Origin of the sequence: Legionella drancourtii LLAP12 (genome assembly GCF_000162755.2) — a bacterium.
Taxonomy (GTDB): domain Bacteria; phylum Pseudomonadota; class Gammaproteobacteria; order Legionellales; family Legionellaceae; genus Legionella; species Legionella drancourtii.
The window spans coordinates 1-15,583 of sequence record NZ_JH413798.1 but is presented as its reverse complement, the minus strand read 5'-3'; the positions used below and the strand labels follow the sequence as shown (position 1 = coordinate 15,583).

Here is a 15,583-nt window from a genome sequence, read left to right as displayed (position 1 = left end):
AAAACCTCGCGTTAAGGAACCGCAACCAAGCGTAATAAGGAATCAATGAAATCATCACTGGTGATTCCTTCAGCCTCTGCTTCAAAGCTTAATAAAATTCGGTGCCGCAAGACATCATGGGCAATGACATGAATATCATCTGGTGTCACATAATCACGACCAGCAAGCCAAGCATGCGCTTTGGAGCAACGGTCCAGAGCGATGGTTGCGCGTGGACTGGCACCAAAACGTAGCCAACGTCCTAATTCCTCGCTGTATACACCTGGATTACGGGTAGCGACAATTAATTGCACCAGATAGTTTTCCAAGGCATCACTGGTATGAACTTTTAATACTTGTTTTCGCGCTGCAAATAAGGTTCTTTGCGGTAATTTGGCAAAGACTGCTGTAGGTGTTACCAAGGCGGCTCCTAAGGCTTCTTTGCGCGATAAAGCCAAGATGTCGTGTTCTATTTTGGCATCCGGGTAGCCAATTTTTACATACATTAAAAAGCGGTCTAACTGGGCTTCTGGCAAAGGATAAGTTCCTTCCTGTTCGATTGGGTTTTGGGTCGCCATGACTAAAAACAGTTCTGGTAAAGGATAGGTTTTGCCACCGATGGTGACTTGCCGTTCTGCCATGGCTTCAAGTAAGGCTGATTGTACTTTTGCTGGCGCGCGGTTAATTTCATCTGCCAGAAGCAGGTGATGGAATATTGGGCCTGGTTGAAATACAAAAGAACCATCTTGCGGATGATAAATATCCGTTCCGGTTAAATCGCCAGGTAATAAATCAGGGGTAAATTGGATGCGATGAAAATCACCTTCAACGCCCGCAGAAAGTTCTTTAACCGCGCGTGTTTTTGCTAAGCCAGGGGCACCTTCTACTAGCAAGTGACCATCGGCAAGCAAGGCGATTAATAAGCGTGAGATCAAGTCTTTTTGCCCTAAAATTTGCGAATTTAGGTGCTGACTTAGTTGTTGTATTTGTTGTTGTACCGAATCGATAGTGTTTTTGTCTTCTACTTGCTCCATAACACATGCCCATTGAGGTTTATAAAAAAAACTTATCCTAACGTGAATTGAGTCAGATGCCAAGAGTCAGGTGCAATTGATTTTGCTCATGTTCAAGATTGATAATCAGGATGCAATTCCAGTGGCATCATCGTTTGTAATTTCTGGTATAAGGAAATAATCTGCTCACAAAAAACATGTAATTGTTGTTGGTTTTCCCATAAATTATAATCAGCGCCTTTATGAAACGCTTGTTGGCGTGACAGTGTTTTTAGTAAGCTAATTTCCTGGCGTGAAAGCCCCAGGCTGCTGTTTATCTCAACCAGTTCCATTAGTTTTTTGTATTCTTTAATTGGGCGATGGTCATGCAAAGCATAGGCTTTTAAGGTGAGTTGAAACGCGTGATACATTAGTGAAGTAATTGGCGCTAATACGGAGAGGGTATCGCCTTGTCCTAAGGTATTATCCGTTAATTGCTGTAACAGATTATCCGCTGCATAGGCATGTTGTGTGGCAATCATGAGCAATTCCAATGGCGATAAATAATGTTTGTCCATAAAGGAGTATTCCTGTTTGATTCGATTTTTTTTTAGATATGTTAAAATTCGCTATATATTATATCCTTGAATTAATTCGATGCACGCTTTTCTTAACAGTCCTTTGCAAATAGGCTCCCTCACTATTCCGCACCGCTTGATTCAAGGACCATTGGCGGGTTATAGCTGTGCACCATTCCGAATATTATTTAATCAATATAAGGCGCCGGCATATTGTGTTAGTGAAATGAGTTCTGCTGCAGATATTCTGCACAAACATACGGTAAATTCACGTTATATTTATCGTGCAGCGCAAGAGCAAATACTTGCTTATCAAATCTCCGGTACGGAGCCCCAAGTTTTAGCACAAGCAGCACGGCAATTACAAATGCAGGGCGCGGATTTAATTGATATTAATTGTGGTTGTCCCAAGCCCAAAATACGTAAAAAAGGTGCTGGAAGTGCATTATTGGAACGGCCTGAACAACTCGTTAGCCTGGTTCACGCCGTACGTGCGGCAATTACCATCCCGCTCACGATTAAAATCCGGATTCAAGGGAATGACCATGATTTGCTGCTGGCGCAAAAAATTGCTGCTGCTGGGGCGGATGCGCTGATCGTGCATGGGCGTCGCTGGTTTGATGGTTATGATGTTGCTGCCAATTGGCAGCAAATCGCGCAAATTAAAAATGTCCTTACGATTCCGGTTATTGCTAATGGTGATATTGCTGATGGGACAAGTTTACAGCAAGCAGTTGCATACAGCGGCTGTGATGCTTATATGATTTCGCGTGCCGGGAGCGGTCATCCTTGGTTATACCAGGAGTTGCTAGGGCAAGGCTTCGGCACGGTTAGTTTGACTGAAAAAATCAATCTTTTTTTGACGCATGTGCATGGTTTGGCCGCCCTAGAAGATGAATATAAAGCGGTTTTACAAAGTAAGTCTTTAGTTCGCTATTATTTTGCTACGCTATTTGACGCTGCGACACTAACCCGTTTTTATCAGCTGACCTCGCTAATTGCAATTGAGCATTTTATCCAGCATAACACTTAGAGTTCATTGCGGTTCTGTTCTCTTTCTGTTCTTGCTGTTAATCGGGTTGTTGCCAATACTTTCACCGTCCTCGCAGTAGGAGAAAAGAAGCTAAACCAATTACTGCTAACGGCTATAATTTCATTGGCGGCCCCCGACGCAACGTCCGATGGTTCGGCAGGCTCTACGGCGCTTTCCACTAATCCCTGTTCACACATTTTCTGTACTAGAGAAACTTGTTGTTTGCTTATGAGTATGCTGATGATATTGTCGCTAAGTGTTGTTTGTAGTGCCTCGGGTGTAACCAGCTTATGCTCTATTAATTTCTCCAGGAGCGAAAATTGTTCATTCGCCATTAATACGGCAATGAGATTTTTATCTTTATCTGGGCCTATTTTCGGTGCTGCAGCAACAATTTCTTTATTTAGCAAGCCTTTATTTAATAGGGTCTCGAGTAACGGAAAATGCTGGTGGAGACCTAACTCATAAACCGCATTGGTACCTTCTTCATCTTTTGGCACTGCGGCCAGTAGCTCTGTGGTTAAGATGTTTTGCCGGCATAATTCGTTTATGAGTTCAATTTCGTTCATTTTAGCCAATAGCCAAAATGTAGTTACTCCGGCATTATCACCTTGGTAGGGGGCGGCGGCAAGTATTGAGGTTGTTAACAATTGTTTAGCTAATAATTGCTTTAATAAGCGAAACCTCTGATGAATTGTCAACAACCAAACATTGTTTGCTCCTGCCGCAACAGAATTTTCTGGTAGTGTTGTTGCGAGGAATGCGGGAGTAAATAAACCTTGTATGAATAATTTTTCGAGTAAGCGATCTTGGTTGTAATTAATTAAGAACCAAAAAAAACTGCGATCAGCAAGGTCTCCTGTTTCTGGGGCGGTAGCAAGCATCTCGGTGGTTATCAGTTTTTGGGCGCCGAGTTTTTTTATAAATTTAAAGCATTGCCGATATACCAACAACCAAATGGCACTGATTCCGGCTTCCTTCGAGGTTGGTTTGGCTTTTGCTGCTAGTAATTCTTTGGTTAATAGATTTTGCGCCAATAATTGTTCCAGTAATTGTTCCAATAGGGGGGATTGTGCATAGTACGCGAGTAACCAAAAGATATTTTTACCGGCGTAAATCCCATTTTTAGGGGCCGCAGCAAGTATTTCTGGAGAGAGTAGCTTTTCCTGTATTAATTGTTCTATGAGCCAAAAATGTTCATGGGCAATTAATAGCCAAATAATATTGCTTCCCAAGAGTTCCTGCTCTTTTGTTTCTATTTGCGCACATAATTTACGTGTTAAGCGTTTTTGCGCCAATAACAGTTCAATGAACGCAATTTGTCGTTTACCCTCTGTCGCTAAAATACTGGGCCATCCTTGCTGCAGTACTTCTGGGCTTAATAAGTTGTGCTCACCTAATTTTTCCAGTAATTGCATCTGTTGCGTGCGGGATAAATGATCGCTCATTAGTTGCGCAAACTGCGGTGATTGGATTCGTTTTTTTTGGGATTTAGAGAGTCGGTGATAATCAATCAGAGCCATAAGTAGCGTCAGATAGCGCCTTTCAAGCAATTGGAGGGGGCTGTATTCCGCGGTAGCTGTATCAGTATGGATTAAAAAGTGAGCATGTTCGGGGAATGTTTCAATTAATTCGTTGTAATCATAAAAATCAGTTAACGAATCAAGTTGATTTCTTTCAATGCCGGCAAGTTCTTCTGACTTAAACTCAAGTACCTCGAGATCATTTTCTTTCCAGTATAATCCCTGTTCTATGATTAGATTGCTACCGCTGTTCAATTTTAGCGATACGCGCTTGCTGCTCTTAGTTAGAAATAACGCATTAAACTTTTGCGCCATTGTTTTTCGTAGCGGAGCCTCATCATAAGGGGAGGGAATAACTGCGGTGCCATCATCGCTTAATTGAAATAAACTATTTGTATTCAGAGGGAGGAGCATATCATATTTTTTATTCCAAGCAGCCATTAACTTAAGGCCTTCATTGCATAATCTACTGCTTTCTTTTAAGGGAATGGCATGGTGTTCTTTAAAAAAACACGCATGAAATTGTTCTCGTAATGAGGCAATGTAACCTGTAATAGAGTGCATTAACGACTTTAACACGACTTTAGGGGTGATTAACTCATCTAACAACAGTGCAAATTGCTGTAGTCGCCAATTAGGGACATGCAATGCAGAGACAAAGGCATCTTTTTTTAGCGCAATACCGTACGTCGTCGCAACGTAATTACTGTAGGCATTTCCATAATGCATTGTATTCGTTGCTAACTCTTTTTCACTGTATGTTGCTCGGGCGTGCTCAATTGCATGTTGCTGGATAAGGGTGCGTAGGGTATTGGTTATCAGAAAGGTAATCCCTTCATGTGCTTCTTTTAAATCATCCCTGGCATCAACAATATTCGTTAAAGTGCCATCGGCACAAACCCCGATACTCTGTTGTAGGTTTAATAAAGTTTTTTCTTTAATGGGACGCATAATGCTTTCGTCATTAAGCAGTAGTAAGAGTTCTTCGAGCGACCTTTTCCCGTCATTGAACAGTATTGCTTTGCGGATGCTGTAATAATTACGTTCGTCGAACAGGCGTTCCAGAAACAGAGAAAAGGCTGGTTTTAGGAGGTCATCTTCAGGGGAGAGATCTTCTTGGGTTTTGATGAGTATTTGGTGGTGTTCACACCAGTAATTTAGTTTTTGTACTAGAGTTGCATATTGTTGTTTAAACTGAGCATAAATCGGGCTGGCGTTAAAAATATTTAACTGTTCATTGGTATCGGATTCTGACTCATTCGCAGTAAAGTAAAGTGGTTCATCCTCATAAATTGATGATAAATTTAAGCTATTGATTTTTAATTCAGGATGCGATCTCAAAAGGTACTCATTAAAATTTGAATGTGGCATGTAATCTATTTAAGAAGATATATTTTGCAGGAGTATATATTTTGTTCTAAATTTGGTCAAATTTAATCTTCTAGCATTTTAGTATCATGCTCAAAAAATAAGAATATAGAAAATAGATTGTATACAATAGTGAAAAGAAACTATCTCTTTGTTTGCAAAGAGGCTACATTGAGCATTTAAGGCTCTTTTTGGGCGTGTTAGGGTTGGGTAAATGTCAAAAGAACTGTCTGAAAAAATAAAACAAGCATTAGATGTTGCCGCAGCATTTGATAATTGTTTTTTTCATAGTTATGCAATGTATCTTATTGCCAATAAGCTGTCTTTACCGAAAGAGCTGTTTACTTTTGTCTCTATTCTTGGGGATGAAAGTCCGGCATCGCAATTGCAAAAAAAGATTTCCCAATCAGGATTCGCTGTCTTTATTTGCCGAATATTCGCAACGTCATCATCCTCATGACAAATCATGCGCAGCAAGTTTTATTTTCGAAAAAACATTGGTGCTTGGTTTTTTCTTCCGCGAATGGTTTGCTACACAAATGGCAGGAAACCTTAAAATTCGTGATGCGATGCATGCTGAAGTGCTGCATAAATTTATAATTTATACAGAATTTAGAAATGTTATGCCTAAAGCCGAATTATTAATGGGCGAAGAAGGTGTTTTATTTACTGCTAATGAGGCGTTTCTGGAATATTTTTATCTGCGCTCTCTGGGCGGTATACAAGGCACAACATTATCGCAGCAAGAACAATTTGAGCATTATTTTACGACCAATGGCGAAGATAAAAATCAAGCGCTCATTGCTTATTGGAATGAGCAGGGGTATCAGAAGTATTGTCAATTATTGGCCACTCCTGGCGTTAAGTTGGCGCAAAACGATGTGGCCCCGGTAATTAATCTTTTGGGGCAGCGGCTTACTATCTATAATCCAAACGCGATGATATTGCGCGAGATTGAGGGTAATATGGTAACGCCAAAAATGGAGATTGTACTTTATGCGGCTGATGGACATTATTGCCTGTTAAACACGAATACGACAACGACTGTATTCGCAGAGTATGCACAAAGTTATGCACAATACAAAAAGGATAGAACAGAAACACTAGCGTCTATAGACAATAAATTGACCGTAGCCAATACCAAGCCTTCGTTATTGATTGGCGCTATTTGTCCGACTGGCTTGCTTGAGAAAGATCCATTTGCTTTATTACTGGATAAAGTTGATGTGATGAGTAATTTTGTCATTGAGTTTGATAAGACTAAAGAACAAGAAGAGGCGCAACGCCGTAAAGAACAAGAAGAGGCGCAACGCCGTAAAGAACAAGAAGAGGCGCAACGCCGTAAAGAACAAGAAGAGGCACAACGCCGTAAAGAACAAGAAGACAGCCTGCAGCGCCGGAAGGTGCAGGAAGAAGACGCGCGGCGTGCTCAGATTGGGTTGATGTTTGCTAAAATTGATGTCGCCTTAAGGGGGCTTAACAATAAAATTGGCCTGGTGGAGCAACATCGTTTTCAAGTGGCTACAAGCAAAGCACAAGAATCCTTAGCGCAATTAAAAAAAGCGCGTGATGAATATTATATTGCGTTCGAACACCCTGATGCGGATCGCATAGTCGCCAGTGAGAACTTTAAAAAAGAATGTGCGGCGATAATAAATAAGGCTAAGCCAATATTGACCCGCGATTTAGGTTGGGGTGATTATCTTGGTAACCTCCTGAAATCATTACTTAATATAGTAATTTACGGAATTACATTAGGAACGGTTCATTCCTTCTTCACGTCAGTTAAGTCAGTTTCCCTGGAAGCCTTAGAACAGGCTGAGTCGGTATTGGTTTGCTGAAGGAGTATTCAGCTTGCCAAACCCCTTCCGCCATCCACTTTTAATATTTGTCCAGTAATAAAGGGATTTTCTGCCAAAGCCCAAACCGCCTGCGCGATAAATTCGGGGTTACCATGTTGCTTTAATGGGGTTTTCGCAATGATTTGTTGTTGTATTTCTGGGCTTAGGCTATTTGCATGCTCAGGCCAGGCTATCGCACCAGGAGCTACGGCATTTACCCTAATTTCTGGTGCAAACTCACGTGCTAAACTTTTGGTTTGCATTTCGAGCGCGGCTTTGCTTTGGCAGTAAATGGCATATCCTGAAAGTGGTTTTTCGGCATGGGTGTCGGTCAGGTTGATAATGGCTCCTGATTGCTTTGCCAATAAAGGACGGGCGGCAAGACTCAATAAAAATGGGACTTTAACGTTTGTATCAAAAAGAATGTTCCAATCAGCTATACCCATGTCCGCGCCATCGCTGCGGAGAAACACTGAGGCATTATTCACTAATAAATCCAAACGGCCGGCCCAATTGGTGATTGCGGTTATTAGTTTTTGCGCTGCTTCATGCTCAGTTAATTCTCTTTGTAAAACAAGGGCGCTATCCACGCGCTGTTTATTTAAGGCAGTGGCAAGCATCTGGGCTTCAGCTACAGCATGGCGGCAATGAATAACGACTTTATATTCTGCTGCATGCAATTTTTTGACAATTGCCGCTCCAATTCGCCGGGCACCACCGGTAACTAAAGCTACTTTTGCTTCTTGTTTGTTTGTTGGATTCAAGGTATGTTTCCCATTTCCGAGTAGTCTGCAGCAGGCTACGGTTCAATTTTTTTAAGTTATTTTAGCTATGAGTATAATACACACATTACAAGCGCAGCTGCGCCAGCAGGATCTGTCTTTTGTCGAATTCATGCAACTCGCATTGTACGCTCCTGGGGAAGGTTATTACAGTTCTGGTCTGCAAAAATTAGGCAAACAGGGTGATTTTATCACTGCACCTGAATTAACGCCTTTATTTGGTAAAACGTTGGCTAATCAATGTCAACAAATCATGATGACGCTTGATGCTCCGGTCTTACTTGAGTTTGGTGCGGGCACCGGCGCGCTTTGTGTGGCAATATTAGAACATCTTGCGCTGCTTAATTGTTTGCCAGAAGCGTATTACATTATGGAGGTCAGTGCGAATTTGCGCCATCGCCAGGCCGAATTTATCCGCCAAAAAATTCCGCATTTGGCGGACAAAGTGATTTGGCTTGAGCGCTGGCCAGAAACGCCTTTTAATGGCGTCATTTTAGCAAATGAAGTGTTAGATGCGATGCCTGTGCATCGTTTCATGCGCACCGAACATGGCGTTATGGAAAGTTATATTACCTTAGACGAACAACAGCAATTAAAAGAGGTCTTCAAACCTTGTCAGAATTTACGTTTACTCGATTATATTAATCAGCGGCTGCATTTAGAAACGGTCCCTTACTTGTCTGAGGCCAATCTTTTTATCGATGATTGGATTCTGAATATTTATCGCATCTTAAACCAAGGCGTGGTGTTACTAATTGACTATGGTTTTCCTCGGCATGAATATTATCATCCCGATCGCCAACAAGGAACTCTGATGTGTCACTACCAACATCACAGCCATCCTGAACCACTGTTGCATCCAGGAGAGCAAGATATTACCGCCCATGTTGATTTTACCCATGTGGCGGAGGCCGGACAGCAGGCAGGATTTCATGTCGCAGGTTATACGAACCAAGCCTCTTTTTTGCTGGCCAATGGTTTGTTAAGCTTTGTGAATAGCCTCGAGAATGAGGTCGAACAATTAAAAGCGAAACAAGCAATAAAGCAACTGACTCAACCAAGTGAGATGGGGGAGTTATTTAAAGTCATTGCCCTAAATAAGAATATGGAAATTGATTTAAATGGGTTTCAATTACTGGATAAACGAGTGAGTTTATGAAGATAAAAAAATACCTAACTACTGTAGAATTGCAGAAAGAAGCAATGAAATTTTCTGCCGGTCATACGACTATTTTCTCTGCGACCGAACGCGAGCCCTTGCATGGTCATCTGTATGGTGTCTATTTGGCTTTAACTACTTGGGTTGAAGAAAATGGCATGACGTTTGATTATCGCTATTATAAAGAACGGATCCATAAATTATGCCGTCATTTAAATCAAACTTTTTTAATGCCGGAGTTTTCCCCGTTTTTAGAATACGCCGAAGATGAAACCTATTATTATTTTACGTTTAACCATAAAAAGATTCCTTTTCTTAAAGAGGATGTCACGATATTGCCCGTAACCAACATTACGGTTGAGGAATTGTCACGTTGGTTTGTTAATGAGCTGATTAAAGACACGGCTGAATTGGACCGGCATCGTATTGATAAAGTCGTTGTGAAAGTTTTCTCTGCTCCTGGACAATCCGCCAGTCATGATTGGCAACGCCCGGCATGAACATGGTTTATCAGGTGTGTATTCCTCATACGCACCGTGATTTTTTTGATTATGAAGCCGAAGCAGGGCTCAATCCTTGCGTGGGCGCACGTGTTTGGGTGCCTTTTCGCAAGCAAACTCGTTTAGGGATTATCCTGGCTAAAAACGAGTTTCAAGAAGTAACTTCATCTTTAAAGTGCATTAGTGCCGTTATTGATGAAGAGCCGTTAATTCAGCGTGACATATTGGCTTTATGTGCCTGGATAAGCAGTTATTATCAATCACCCTTGTCTGAAGTATTGCCCTTGGCTTTACCTAAAAAATACCGTTTAGGTCAGGACTGCCAATTACCTATGGGGGATTTTTATCAATTGGCGCTGCCGGTTACAAACGCCAAACAGTTAGTGCCAGTGCGTGCGCGTAAGCAGCTCGAATTAATTGATTTTTTAGCGACACAAACCGAACCGGTGAGTAAGCACTGTTTGACGCAAAGAGGTTTTACTTCCAGCCAATTACAGAAGTTATTGGCCGCACAGATTATTTTTTTATCACAACAAAGCATGGTACCCGAATGTGCCGATACCCCTATGTCGCCGGCTTTAAGCTTAAATCCAGAACAGGCGGAGGCGGTAACGGCAATTAGTGAGCAATTACAGCAATATCAATGTTTTTTACTGCAAGGAGTGACCGGTAGTGGTAAAACCGAAGTCTATTTGCAAGTAATTGCCAATGTCTTGCAGCAGGGTAAACAAGTATTGGTGCTGGTACCGGAAATTGGTTTGACACCGCAATTATTAGCGCGTTTTACCGCTCGCTTTAATCAGGCTATTGCCGTGATTCACTCCAGTCTAAATGAATCAGAACGGCAAATTGCCTGGCAATTGGCCAAGGAAAACAAGGTTAAAATGGTGATTGGTACGCGCGCGGCAATTTTCACGCCGATGCCTGATTTGGGTTTAATTGTGATTGATGAAGAACATGATACTTCATTAAAACAAATGGAAGGCGTACGTTACTCGGCGCGCGATACAGCATTAATGCGCGCTCATTTAGCCAATATCCCTATTATTTTAGGCTCAGCTACACCCAGTTTGGAAAGCGTGCATAACAGTAAACAAGGTAAATACAAATTGTTGCGTTTGACGCATAAGGCCTTATCCACCACGCCCTTACATTATCAATTAATCGATTTACGCGCGCAAACCCTGCAACATGGTTTAGCCATACCGACCTTACATTTAATTAAAGAACATTTGCAAAAAAAAAATCAGGTTTTAGTTTTTATTAACCGGCGTGGTTTTGCCCCCGTTTTATTGTGCCACCAATGTGGTTGGATGGCCGATTGTCGCGCCTGTGATAGTCATTTAACCTTGCATAAACAAGCCGGGCAAATGATTTGTCATCATTGCGGTTTAACCCAAAGAACGCCAACGTATTGTCGTAGTTGTCAGAGCAATGAATTAATTCCGGTGGGGGCGGGCACTCAACGGGTGCACGAGTTTTTAAGTTCTTATTTTCCTGAGACGCACGTCGTTCGTATTGACCGTGATGCCGTGCGCAAAAAAAATGCTTTGGATGAGCATTTGGAGATGATTCACCGTGGTGAGGCACAATTAATTGTGGGGACGCAAATGTTAGCCAAAGGGCATCATTTTCCGCGTCTTTCTTTAGTAGTCGTTCTCGATGCTGATGCAGGGCTTTACAATCAGGATTTTCGTGCTTTGGAACAATTAGGGCAATTATTAACCCAGGTTGCTGGACGAGCAGGGCGGGCTGAGCACGCTGGGCAGGTTTTAATTCAAACGCACTTGCCAGATCATCCCTTACTTAATGTACTCATCCAGCAAGGTTATGATGATTTTGCCGAAGCTTTACTTACAACCCGTCAACAGGCCCAATTACCGCCTTTTCATTATTTAGCGGTTATTCGTGCTCAGGGGAAAATTGCTGGCAGCGTATTAAAATTTTTACAGGCAGCGAAAGAGCACATGCAAAGTCATCCACTTACGGTAATGGGGCCTGCGCCTGCACCATTACCGCGGAAGGCTAATCAATACCGGATGCAATTATTAATTAAATCATCATCACGAAAAGTTCTTAAAACTTCTTTGACACAATTGCGGACGTGGTTAACAATTAATAAATTAAGTAATGGTGTTCGCTGGAATGTGGACGTTGATCCTATGGACTTATCATGACAGAACAAAAAATTACAGTACACGAAAAGATCTTTCCTATTGCCTGGGGGGATATGGATGCTTTGGGGCATGTTAATAATGCACGCTATTTTGATTATTTTCAGGAAGCACGTATTGATTGGTTGCGCGAGCTTAATATTAGTATGACGGAAAAAATAGGGCCGGTGGTTATCCATGTCGCCTGCACTTATTTAAAACCGGTGATTTATCCGGCGACGGTAACCTTACGCTCGAAGATCCACAGTATTGGTAATTCCAGCATGCTGATGGATCATGATTTATATCAAGATGAAGTGCTGATGGCACAGGGGGTAAGTAAAATTGTTTGGGTAGATTACACCCAGGGTAAATCGGTGCCCTTGCCCGATGTGATGCGTGCGCTTTATAATGCGCATTCCAAACAGGAATAGCCTCTGGTGCAGAAAATCAGGTAGTGAAATTCTTATGTAGCAACGGTCGTGAATTTTAATTTAAGGCCGCTGCTACCTTTGCTCTAATTTGGCCTTAATTAAAATTGCCTAAATAATCCAATTTGCCAATATTCATCCCATTATGGCGTAAAATATCGTGCACCGTGGTCATATGAAAGAAAATATTGGGTAGTACCATCGATAACAGATAGGCTTTGCCGCTTAACGTCGTACTAAAACCACGTAATTTTAGTTCAATGAGGTGATTTTCACTGCCTTCAAGTTGTTCTGGTTTGATGGTTTTTAAAAAAGCAGCCGTTTTTGCCAGGCGCTCTTTTAATTCTACGAATGTTGTTTCATTATCAGGATGGCTTGGGGCTTCAATTGCAGCTAAATGGGCGATGCTGCCTTTGCAATTATCACTAAAACGCTGGATTTGCCCTGATAAGGGCAGCATATCTGGTGCCAGTCGAGCAGTAATTAAGACTTCAGGAGCAATCCCTTTTTCCTTGGCATAGTGTTCTGCCTTGTCCATATAAATAATTAAAATATCAATGCCACGTAACATTATGGGTACGGTCAGGTCATACATTGATAACGACATGATTCACTCCTTGAATTGATGTGCTAGTTTAATTTTAGGTCATTTCTTTAAGATTGCCGCAGCAAACTAAAAGGAGATCGAATTGAACTTCATGGTGGAACTTGCTGCTTCAGTAAGAGTATGTTTTGGTCGTATGTCCTTTTTTAGTTCTTTTAAAGCATCCGCTAGCGTACTTGTGGTGATTCCTACATACCCCAAATACCCTTGTTGATGATCTTGTTCCACTTGGGAGATGGTTTTGGTAAGCAAGGTCATAATTTGTTGCGGCAGTAAGTGAATTGCTTTGCTTTCTTGAAATAATTGTTTCAGATTTTTAAATAAATTATCAATTGTTACTTGACGCTGCGGGCTAGGGGGGAATATGGACGTGAGCAATCCAGGAGTATGCTTATTTTTAATATAGGGTTGTAAATCTGCACGCCATTTTTGCATAATTTGTTCCTGGTAGTGGTGATACATTTCATTAAAAACTGCTTGGAACGATTGCTCCGGAGTCAATAATACATTAAGCTGCTTGTTTGCCTTAGGACAGATTTGGGCATAAAAAACATGAAGCGCCGCCAGATTTCTGGCATCATTAAATTCACACTCAAACTGTATTGTTTTGGTGATTTGTGTATCTAGAGCTCGTTGACACAGATCTTCAAAACGGTTTTTGACTTGATGAGGCAAGTGGGCAAAAAATAAAACTTTTTCTAAATGTTGGTGGATGCGGCGTTTAAGTAAGGGTTCCCTTTCTAATAAAGGCTCATTGTTCTTGGGATCTAAATAAGAATTATACAATAAATCAAAGCTCTTAATGTCGATGAATTTTAAATCTTGAAACAATGCCGATAAGCGGTTAATGACTTGCCAATCAGCAACCATGGCGAGTAACATCCTACTGTTTGGCAATACCGGTGCAACGCACGCTCGACATAAACATGACCACTGCTCTTGCAAGCCTCTAGGGGTATCTGCAGGTAGTGTTGTTGTGGTGATGGCGCTAAGCTGGGTTGCGCGATATTCAATCCAAATTGCAGCGAGTGACCGTCCTGCATTTAATTCTTGATTATTTAATTTCTGGGTCTGATTAATTAAAAAATCAGCCGCGATGAATTCCTGATCTAGCCAAGAACGTGCTGTTTCATCGAGATCGGCATAAGTGCGTAGTTGGGTTTGCAGGGCAAAGATGCGTGCTTGCAAGTAAGGATGTATGGTATGCAAACGGTTATAGGCGGTTAATAATTGGCTTTTATAAGCATTAATTACTTCCTGTTTGCTGTAGCGTTTTTCTCTAGAAAAACGGGTGCATTGTTGCAGAATGTTGCTAATGGCAATTTGCTGTTCTAGCGAACAATGGTTCATGCCCAAGAATAAGCCAGTAAACTGGATGTTCTTATTTTTATTTTCTAGCTCACTCATTGTTTGAATCTGCGCTCGTTGGCGGTCACCCCAGATTTCCGCGCAAATGATGGCCAAGGAAAATAAATCATCTGTTTCTTGGACTTTAGAGGGATGAATGAGCTGATGGGGTTCCATATATAAGGGGGTGCCTGCACCATTGCTCAACATATCTCCCTTATAAGTACTCAAGCCATAATCGATAATGTTACAGGTTAAACTAAGGCGTTCATGGTTAACGATAATATTGGCTGGTTTTATATCGCGATGAATAAGTTGTGCTTGTTGGCCTGTATTTAATTCAATCTTTAGTCTATGTACTTGTGTTTCTAAAGTTTCATATAAATTAATACATAATAATAAACGTTGAATCAGAGTTAAACCTTGAGGATATTGTTGCAGCCAGCTTATCCATGTTTCTAGTGTTAAGCCAGGTTGTTTACGTATTAACAGATGCACCCCATCATCGGTCTCAATAATTGGGTATTTAGCACTCATATGTGGTGCCATGCCGGTGATTTTTTGCTCGCGCTTTAGGTTCATTATTATTTTTCGTTTTTCTTCTTCTTTTACCAATTGCACCATGAGTGGGGTCATTGCATAGTGCTGCCTGGCATTTTCTACGGCTTTTTCCAGTGGTTTTTTAAAAAAGATTGATTTTAATAAACGTTGCTTTTTTTCTTCCGCTTTTATTTTATAAATGGCTTGCCCATGACCAATTTTCCATACCCCCAGGACCTGATGAATGAGTCCCGAAGAGCCTTCGCCAAAATCTGCGGTAGCAACTACTGCAAAATAACGATAATTACCGTCCCTTTTCTCTGGTTTCATTGTTTCTGGTGGCTTTTGAAAAGGGATTAAGGTTTGTTTTAATCTGGCGCTCAAATCATGGTTAATCGCATAGTGCTCAGTAAGCAAAAATTCCTTAATCTTTGGGGTTTGATTGATTAAATTTTGAATGTGTTCAGCATTCTCTTGTTGCGTAAGATCTAAATAAATTACCTCTGGCATGTCTCTAACTCCAGGATTTTTATAAGGATTAACGAAATTGATAACACTCATTATAGAGTATGGTCAATCTTATTGATTGCATCTAGATCTCGTGCCCGCATACATAGTGTTTAAACAGTTACTGACATGTATCTGGCGGGCATCGTCAACTAAACTTTTGCACTAGACTGTAATTTATTATCAGGAAGATCGTGATGCTGGAAAGAAAGTCGAAAAGATACCGTTATCCAGTTGAGCTTATAA

The 15,583-nt window shown here is 41.3% G+C and carries 13 protein-coding genes; 7 read left to right on the top strand and 6 right to left on the bottom strand.

Translation table 11 applies throughout. The features are described from left to right. Window positions 1–11: 11 nt before the first annotated feature. Together LDG_RS01640 and LDG_RS01635 are read right to left on the bottom strand one after the other, a co-directional pair. The gene (locus LDG_RS01640; RefSeq protein WP_006869352.1) at window positions 12–1,013 is read right to left on the bottom strand and encodes an AAA family ATPase; all 1,002 of its coding nucleotides are present in this window, start codon (window positions 1,011–1,013) and stop codon (window positions 12–14) included. 92 nt (window positions 1,014–1,105) lie between these two features. Next, window positions 1,106–1,549 carry a hypothetical protein gene (locus tag LDG_RS01635; protein WP_006869351.1) on the bottom strand — a complete coding sequence of 148 codons (444 nt, stop codon included), beginning with the start codon at window positions 1,547–1,549 and terminating at the stop codon, window positions 1,106–1,108. A 79-nt stretch (window positions 1,550–1,628) separates the two neighbouring features. On the opposite strand from LDG_RS01635, the gene LDG_RS01630 reads away from it, so the two are divergent. Beyond that, window positions 1,629–2,582 carry a tRNA dihydrouridine synthase gene (locus LDG_RS01630; RefSeq protein ID WP_040534130.1) on the top strand — a complete coding sequence of 318 codons (954 nt, stop codon included), beginning with the start codon at window positions 1,629–1,631 and terminating at the stop codon, window positions 2,580–2,582. On the opposite strand, the gene LDG_RS01625 is transcribed toward LDG_RS01630, so the two are convergent. Next, window positions 2,579–5,446: a hypothetical protein gene (locus LDG_RS01625; protein ID WP_006869349.1), complete on the bottom strand. Its 2,868-nt coding sequence runs from the start codon at window positions 5,444–5,446 to the stop codon at window positions 2,579–2,581. The genes LDG_RS01630 and LDG_RS01625 overlap by 4 nt on opposite strands. A 241-nt stretch (window positions 5,447–5,687) precedes the next feature. On the opposite strand from LDG_RS01625, the gene LDG_RS19200 reads away from it, so the two are divergent. After that, on the top strand, window positions 5,688–5,933 hold the full coding sequence (locus LDG_RS19200; RefSeq protein ID WP_006869348.1) for a hypothetical protein: 246 nt from the start codon (window positions 5,688–5,690) through the stop codon (window positions 5,931–5,933). A 79-nt stretch (window positions 5,934–6,012) separates the two neighbouring features. Further along, window positions 6,013–7,314, top strand: a complete 1,302-nt coding sequence (locus tag LDG_RS18290; protein WP_006869347.1) for a flotillin family protein — start codon at window positions 6,013–6,015, stop codon at window positions 7,312–7,314. Window positions 7,315–7,322: 8 nt separating this feature from the next. Here LDG_RS18290 and LDG_RS01615 read toward each other — a convergent pair whose 3' ends face one another. Next, window positions 7,323–8,078: a pteridine reductase gene (locus tag LDG_RS01615; protein ID WP_006869346.1), complete on the bottom strand. Its 756-nt coding sequence runs from the start codon at window positions 8,076–8,078 to the stop codon at window positions 7,323–7,325. A 67-nt stretch (window positions 8,079–8,145) separates the two neighbouring features. On the opposite strand from LDG_RS01615, the gene LDG_RS01610 reads away from it, so the two are divergent. Genes LDG_RS01610 through LDG_RS01595 form a run of 4 tightly spaced genes read left to right on the top strand, consistent with a single transcriptional unit; the run spans window position 8,146 to window position 12,342 of the window. Further along, window positions 8,146–9,255, top strand: coding sequence for a class I SAM-dependent methyltransferase (locus LDG_RS01610; RefSeq protein WP_040534125.1), 1,110 nt, complete (start codon window positions 8,146–8,148; stop codon window positions 9,253–9,255). Further along, on the top strand, window positions 9,252–9,755 hold the full coding sequence (locus LDG_RS01605) for a 6-pyruvoyl trahydropterin synthase family protein (protein ID WP_006869344.1): 504 nt from the start codon (window positions 9,252–9,254) through the stop codon (window positions 9,753–9,755). Before LDG_RS01610 ends, LDG_RS01605 begins: the two co-directional genes overlap by 4 nt. Beyond that, on the top strand, window positions 9,752–11,932 hold the full coding sequence (locus LDG_RS01600) for a primosomal protein N' (RefSeq protein ID WP_040534124.1): 2,181 nt from the start codon (window positions 9,752–9,754) through the stop codon (window positions 11,930–11,932). The genes LDG_RS01605 and LDG_RS01600 overlap by 4 nt, the downstream gene beginning before the upstream one ends. Further along, window positions 11,929–12,342: an acyl-CoA thioesterase gene (locus LDG_RS01595; protein WP_006869342.1), complete on the top strand. Its 414-nt coding sequence runs from the start codon at window positions 11,929–11,931 to the stop codon at window positions 12,340–12,342. The genes LDG_RS01600 and LDG_RS01595 overlap by 4 nt, the downstream gene beginning before the upstream one ends. 94 nt (window positions 12,343–12,436) lie before the next feature. Here the strand turns inward: LDG_RS01595 and LDG_RS01590 are convergent, their stop codons facing one another. Beyond that, window positions 12,437–12,946 carry a DUF1993 domain-containing protein gene (locus tag LDG_RS01590; RefSeq protein ID WP_006869341.1) on the bottom strand — a complete coding sequence of 170 codons (510 nt, stop codon included), beginning with the start codon at window positions 12,944–12,946 and terminating at the stop codon, window positions 12,437–12,439. Window positions 12,947–13,012: 66 nt separating this feature from the next. Then, window positions 13,013–15,340: a protein kinase domain-containing protein gene (locus tag LDG_RS01585; protein WP_006869340.1), complete on the bottom strand. Its 2,328-nt coding sequence runs from the start codon at window positions 15,338–15,340 to the stop codon at window positions 13,013–13,015. Window positions 15,341–15,583 lie beyond the last annotated feature (243 nt).

Bases quoted from the DNA above. Each gene is read 5' to 3' on its own strand.
- LDG_RS01635 (WP_006869351.1), bottom strand. From the start codon at position 1,549: ATGGACAAACATTATTTATCGCCATTGGAATTGCTCATGATTGCCACA.
- LDG_RS01590 (WP_006869341.1), bottom strand. From the start codon at position 12,946: ATGTCGTTATCAATGTATGACCTGACCGTACCCATAATGTTACGTGGC.
- LDG_RS01630 (WP_040534130.1), top strand. From the start codon at position 1,629: ATGCACGCTTTTCTTAACAGTCCTTTGCAAATAGGCTCCCTCACTATT.
- LDG_RS01610 (WP_040534125.1), top strand. From the start codon at position 8,146: ATGAGTATAATACACACATTACAAGCGCAGCTGCGCCAGCAGGATCTG.
- LDG_RS01605 (WP_006869344.1), top strand. From the start codon at position 9,252: ATGAAGATAAAAAAATACCTAACTACTGTAGAATTGCAGAAAGAAGCA.
- LDG_RS19200 (WP_006869348.1), top strand. From the start codon at position 5,688: ATGTCAAAAGAACTGTCTGAAAAAATAAAACAAGCATTAGATGTTGCC.
- LDG_RS01595 (WP_006869342.1), top strand. From the start codon at position 11,929: ATGACAGAACAAAAAATTACAGTACACGAAAAGATCTTTCCTATTGCC.
- LDG_RS01640 (WP_006869352.1), bottom strand. From the start codon at position 1,013: ATGGAGCAAGTAGAAGACAAAAACACTATCGATTCGGTACAACAACAA.
- LDG_RS01600 (WP_040534124.1), top strand. From the start codon at position 9,752: ATGAACATGGTTTATCAGGTGTGTATTCCTCATACGCACCGTGATTTT.
- LDG_RS01585 (WP_006869340.1), bottom strand. From the start codon at position 15,340: ATGCCAGAGGTAATTTATTTAGATCTTACGCAACAAGAGAATGCTGAA.
- LDG_RS18290 (WP_006869347.1), top strand. From the start codon at position 6,013: ATGGCAGGAAACCTTAAAATTCGTGATGCGATGCATGCTGAAGTGCTG.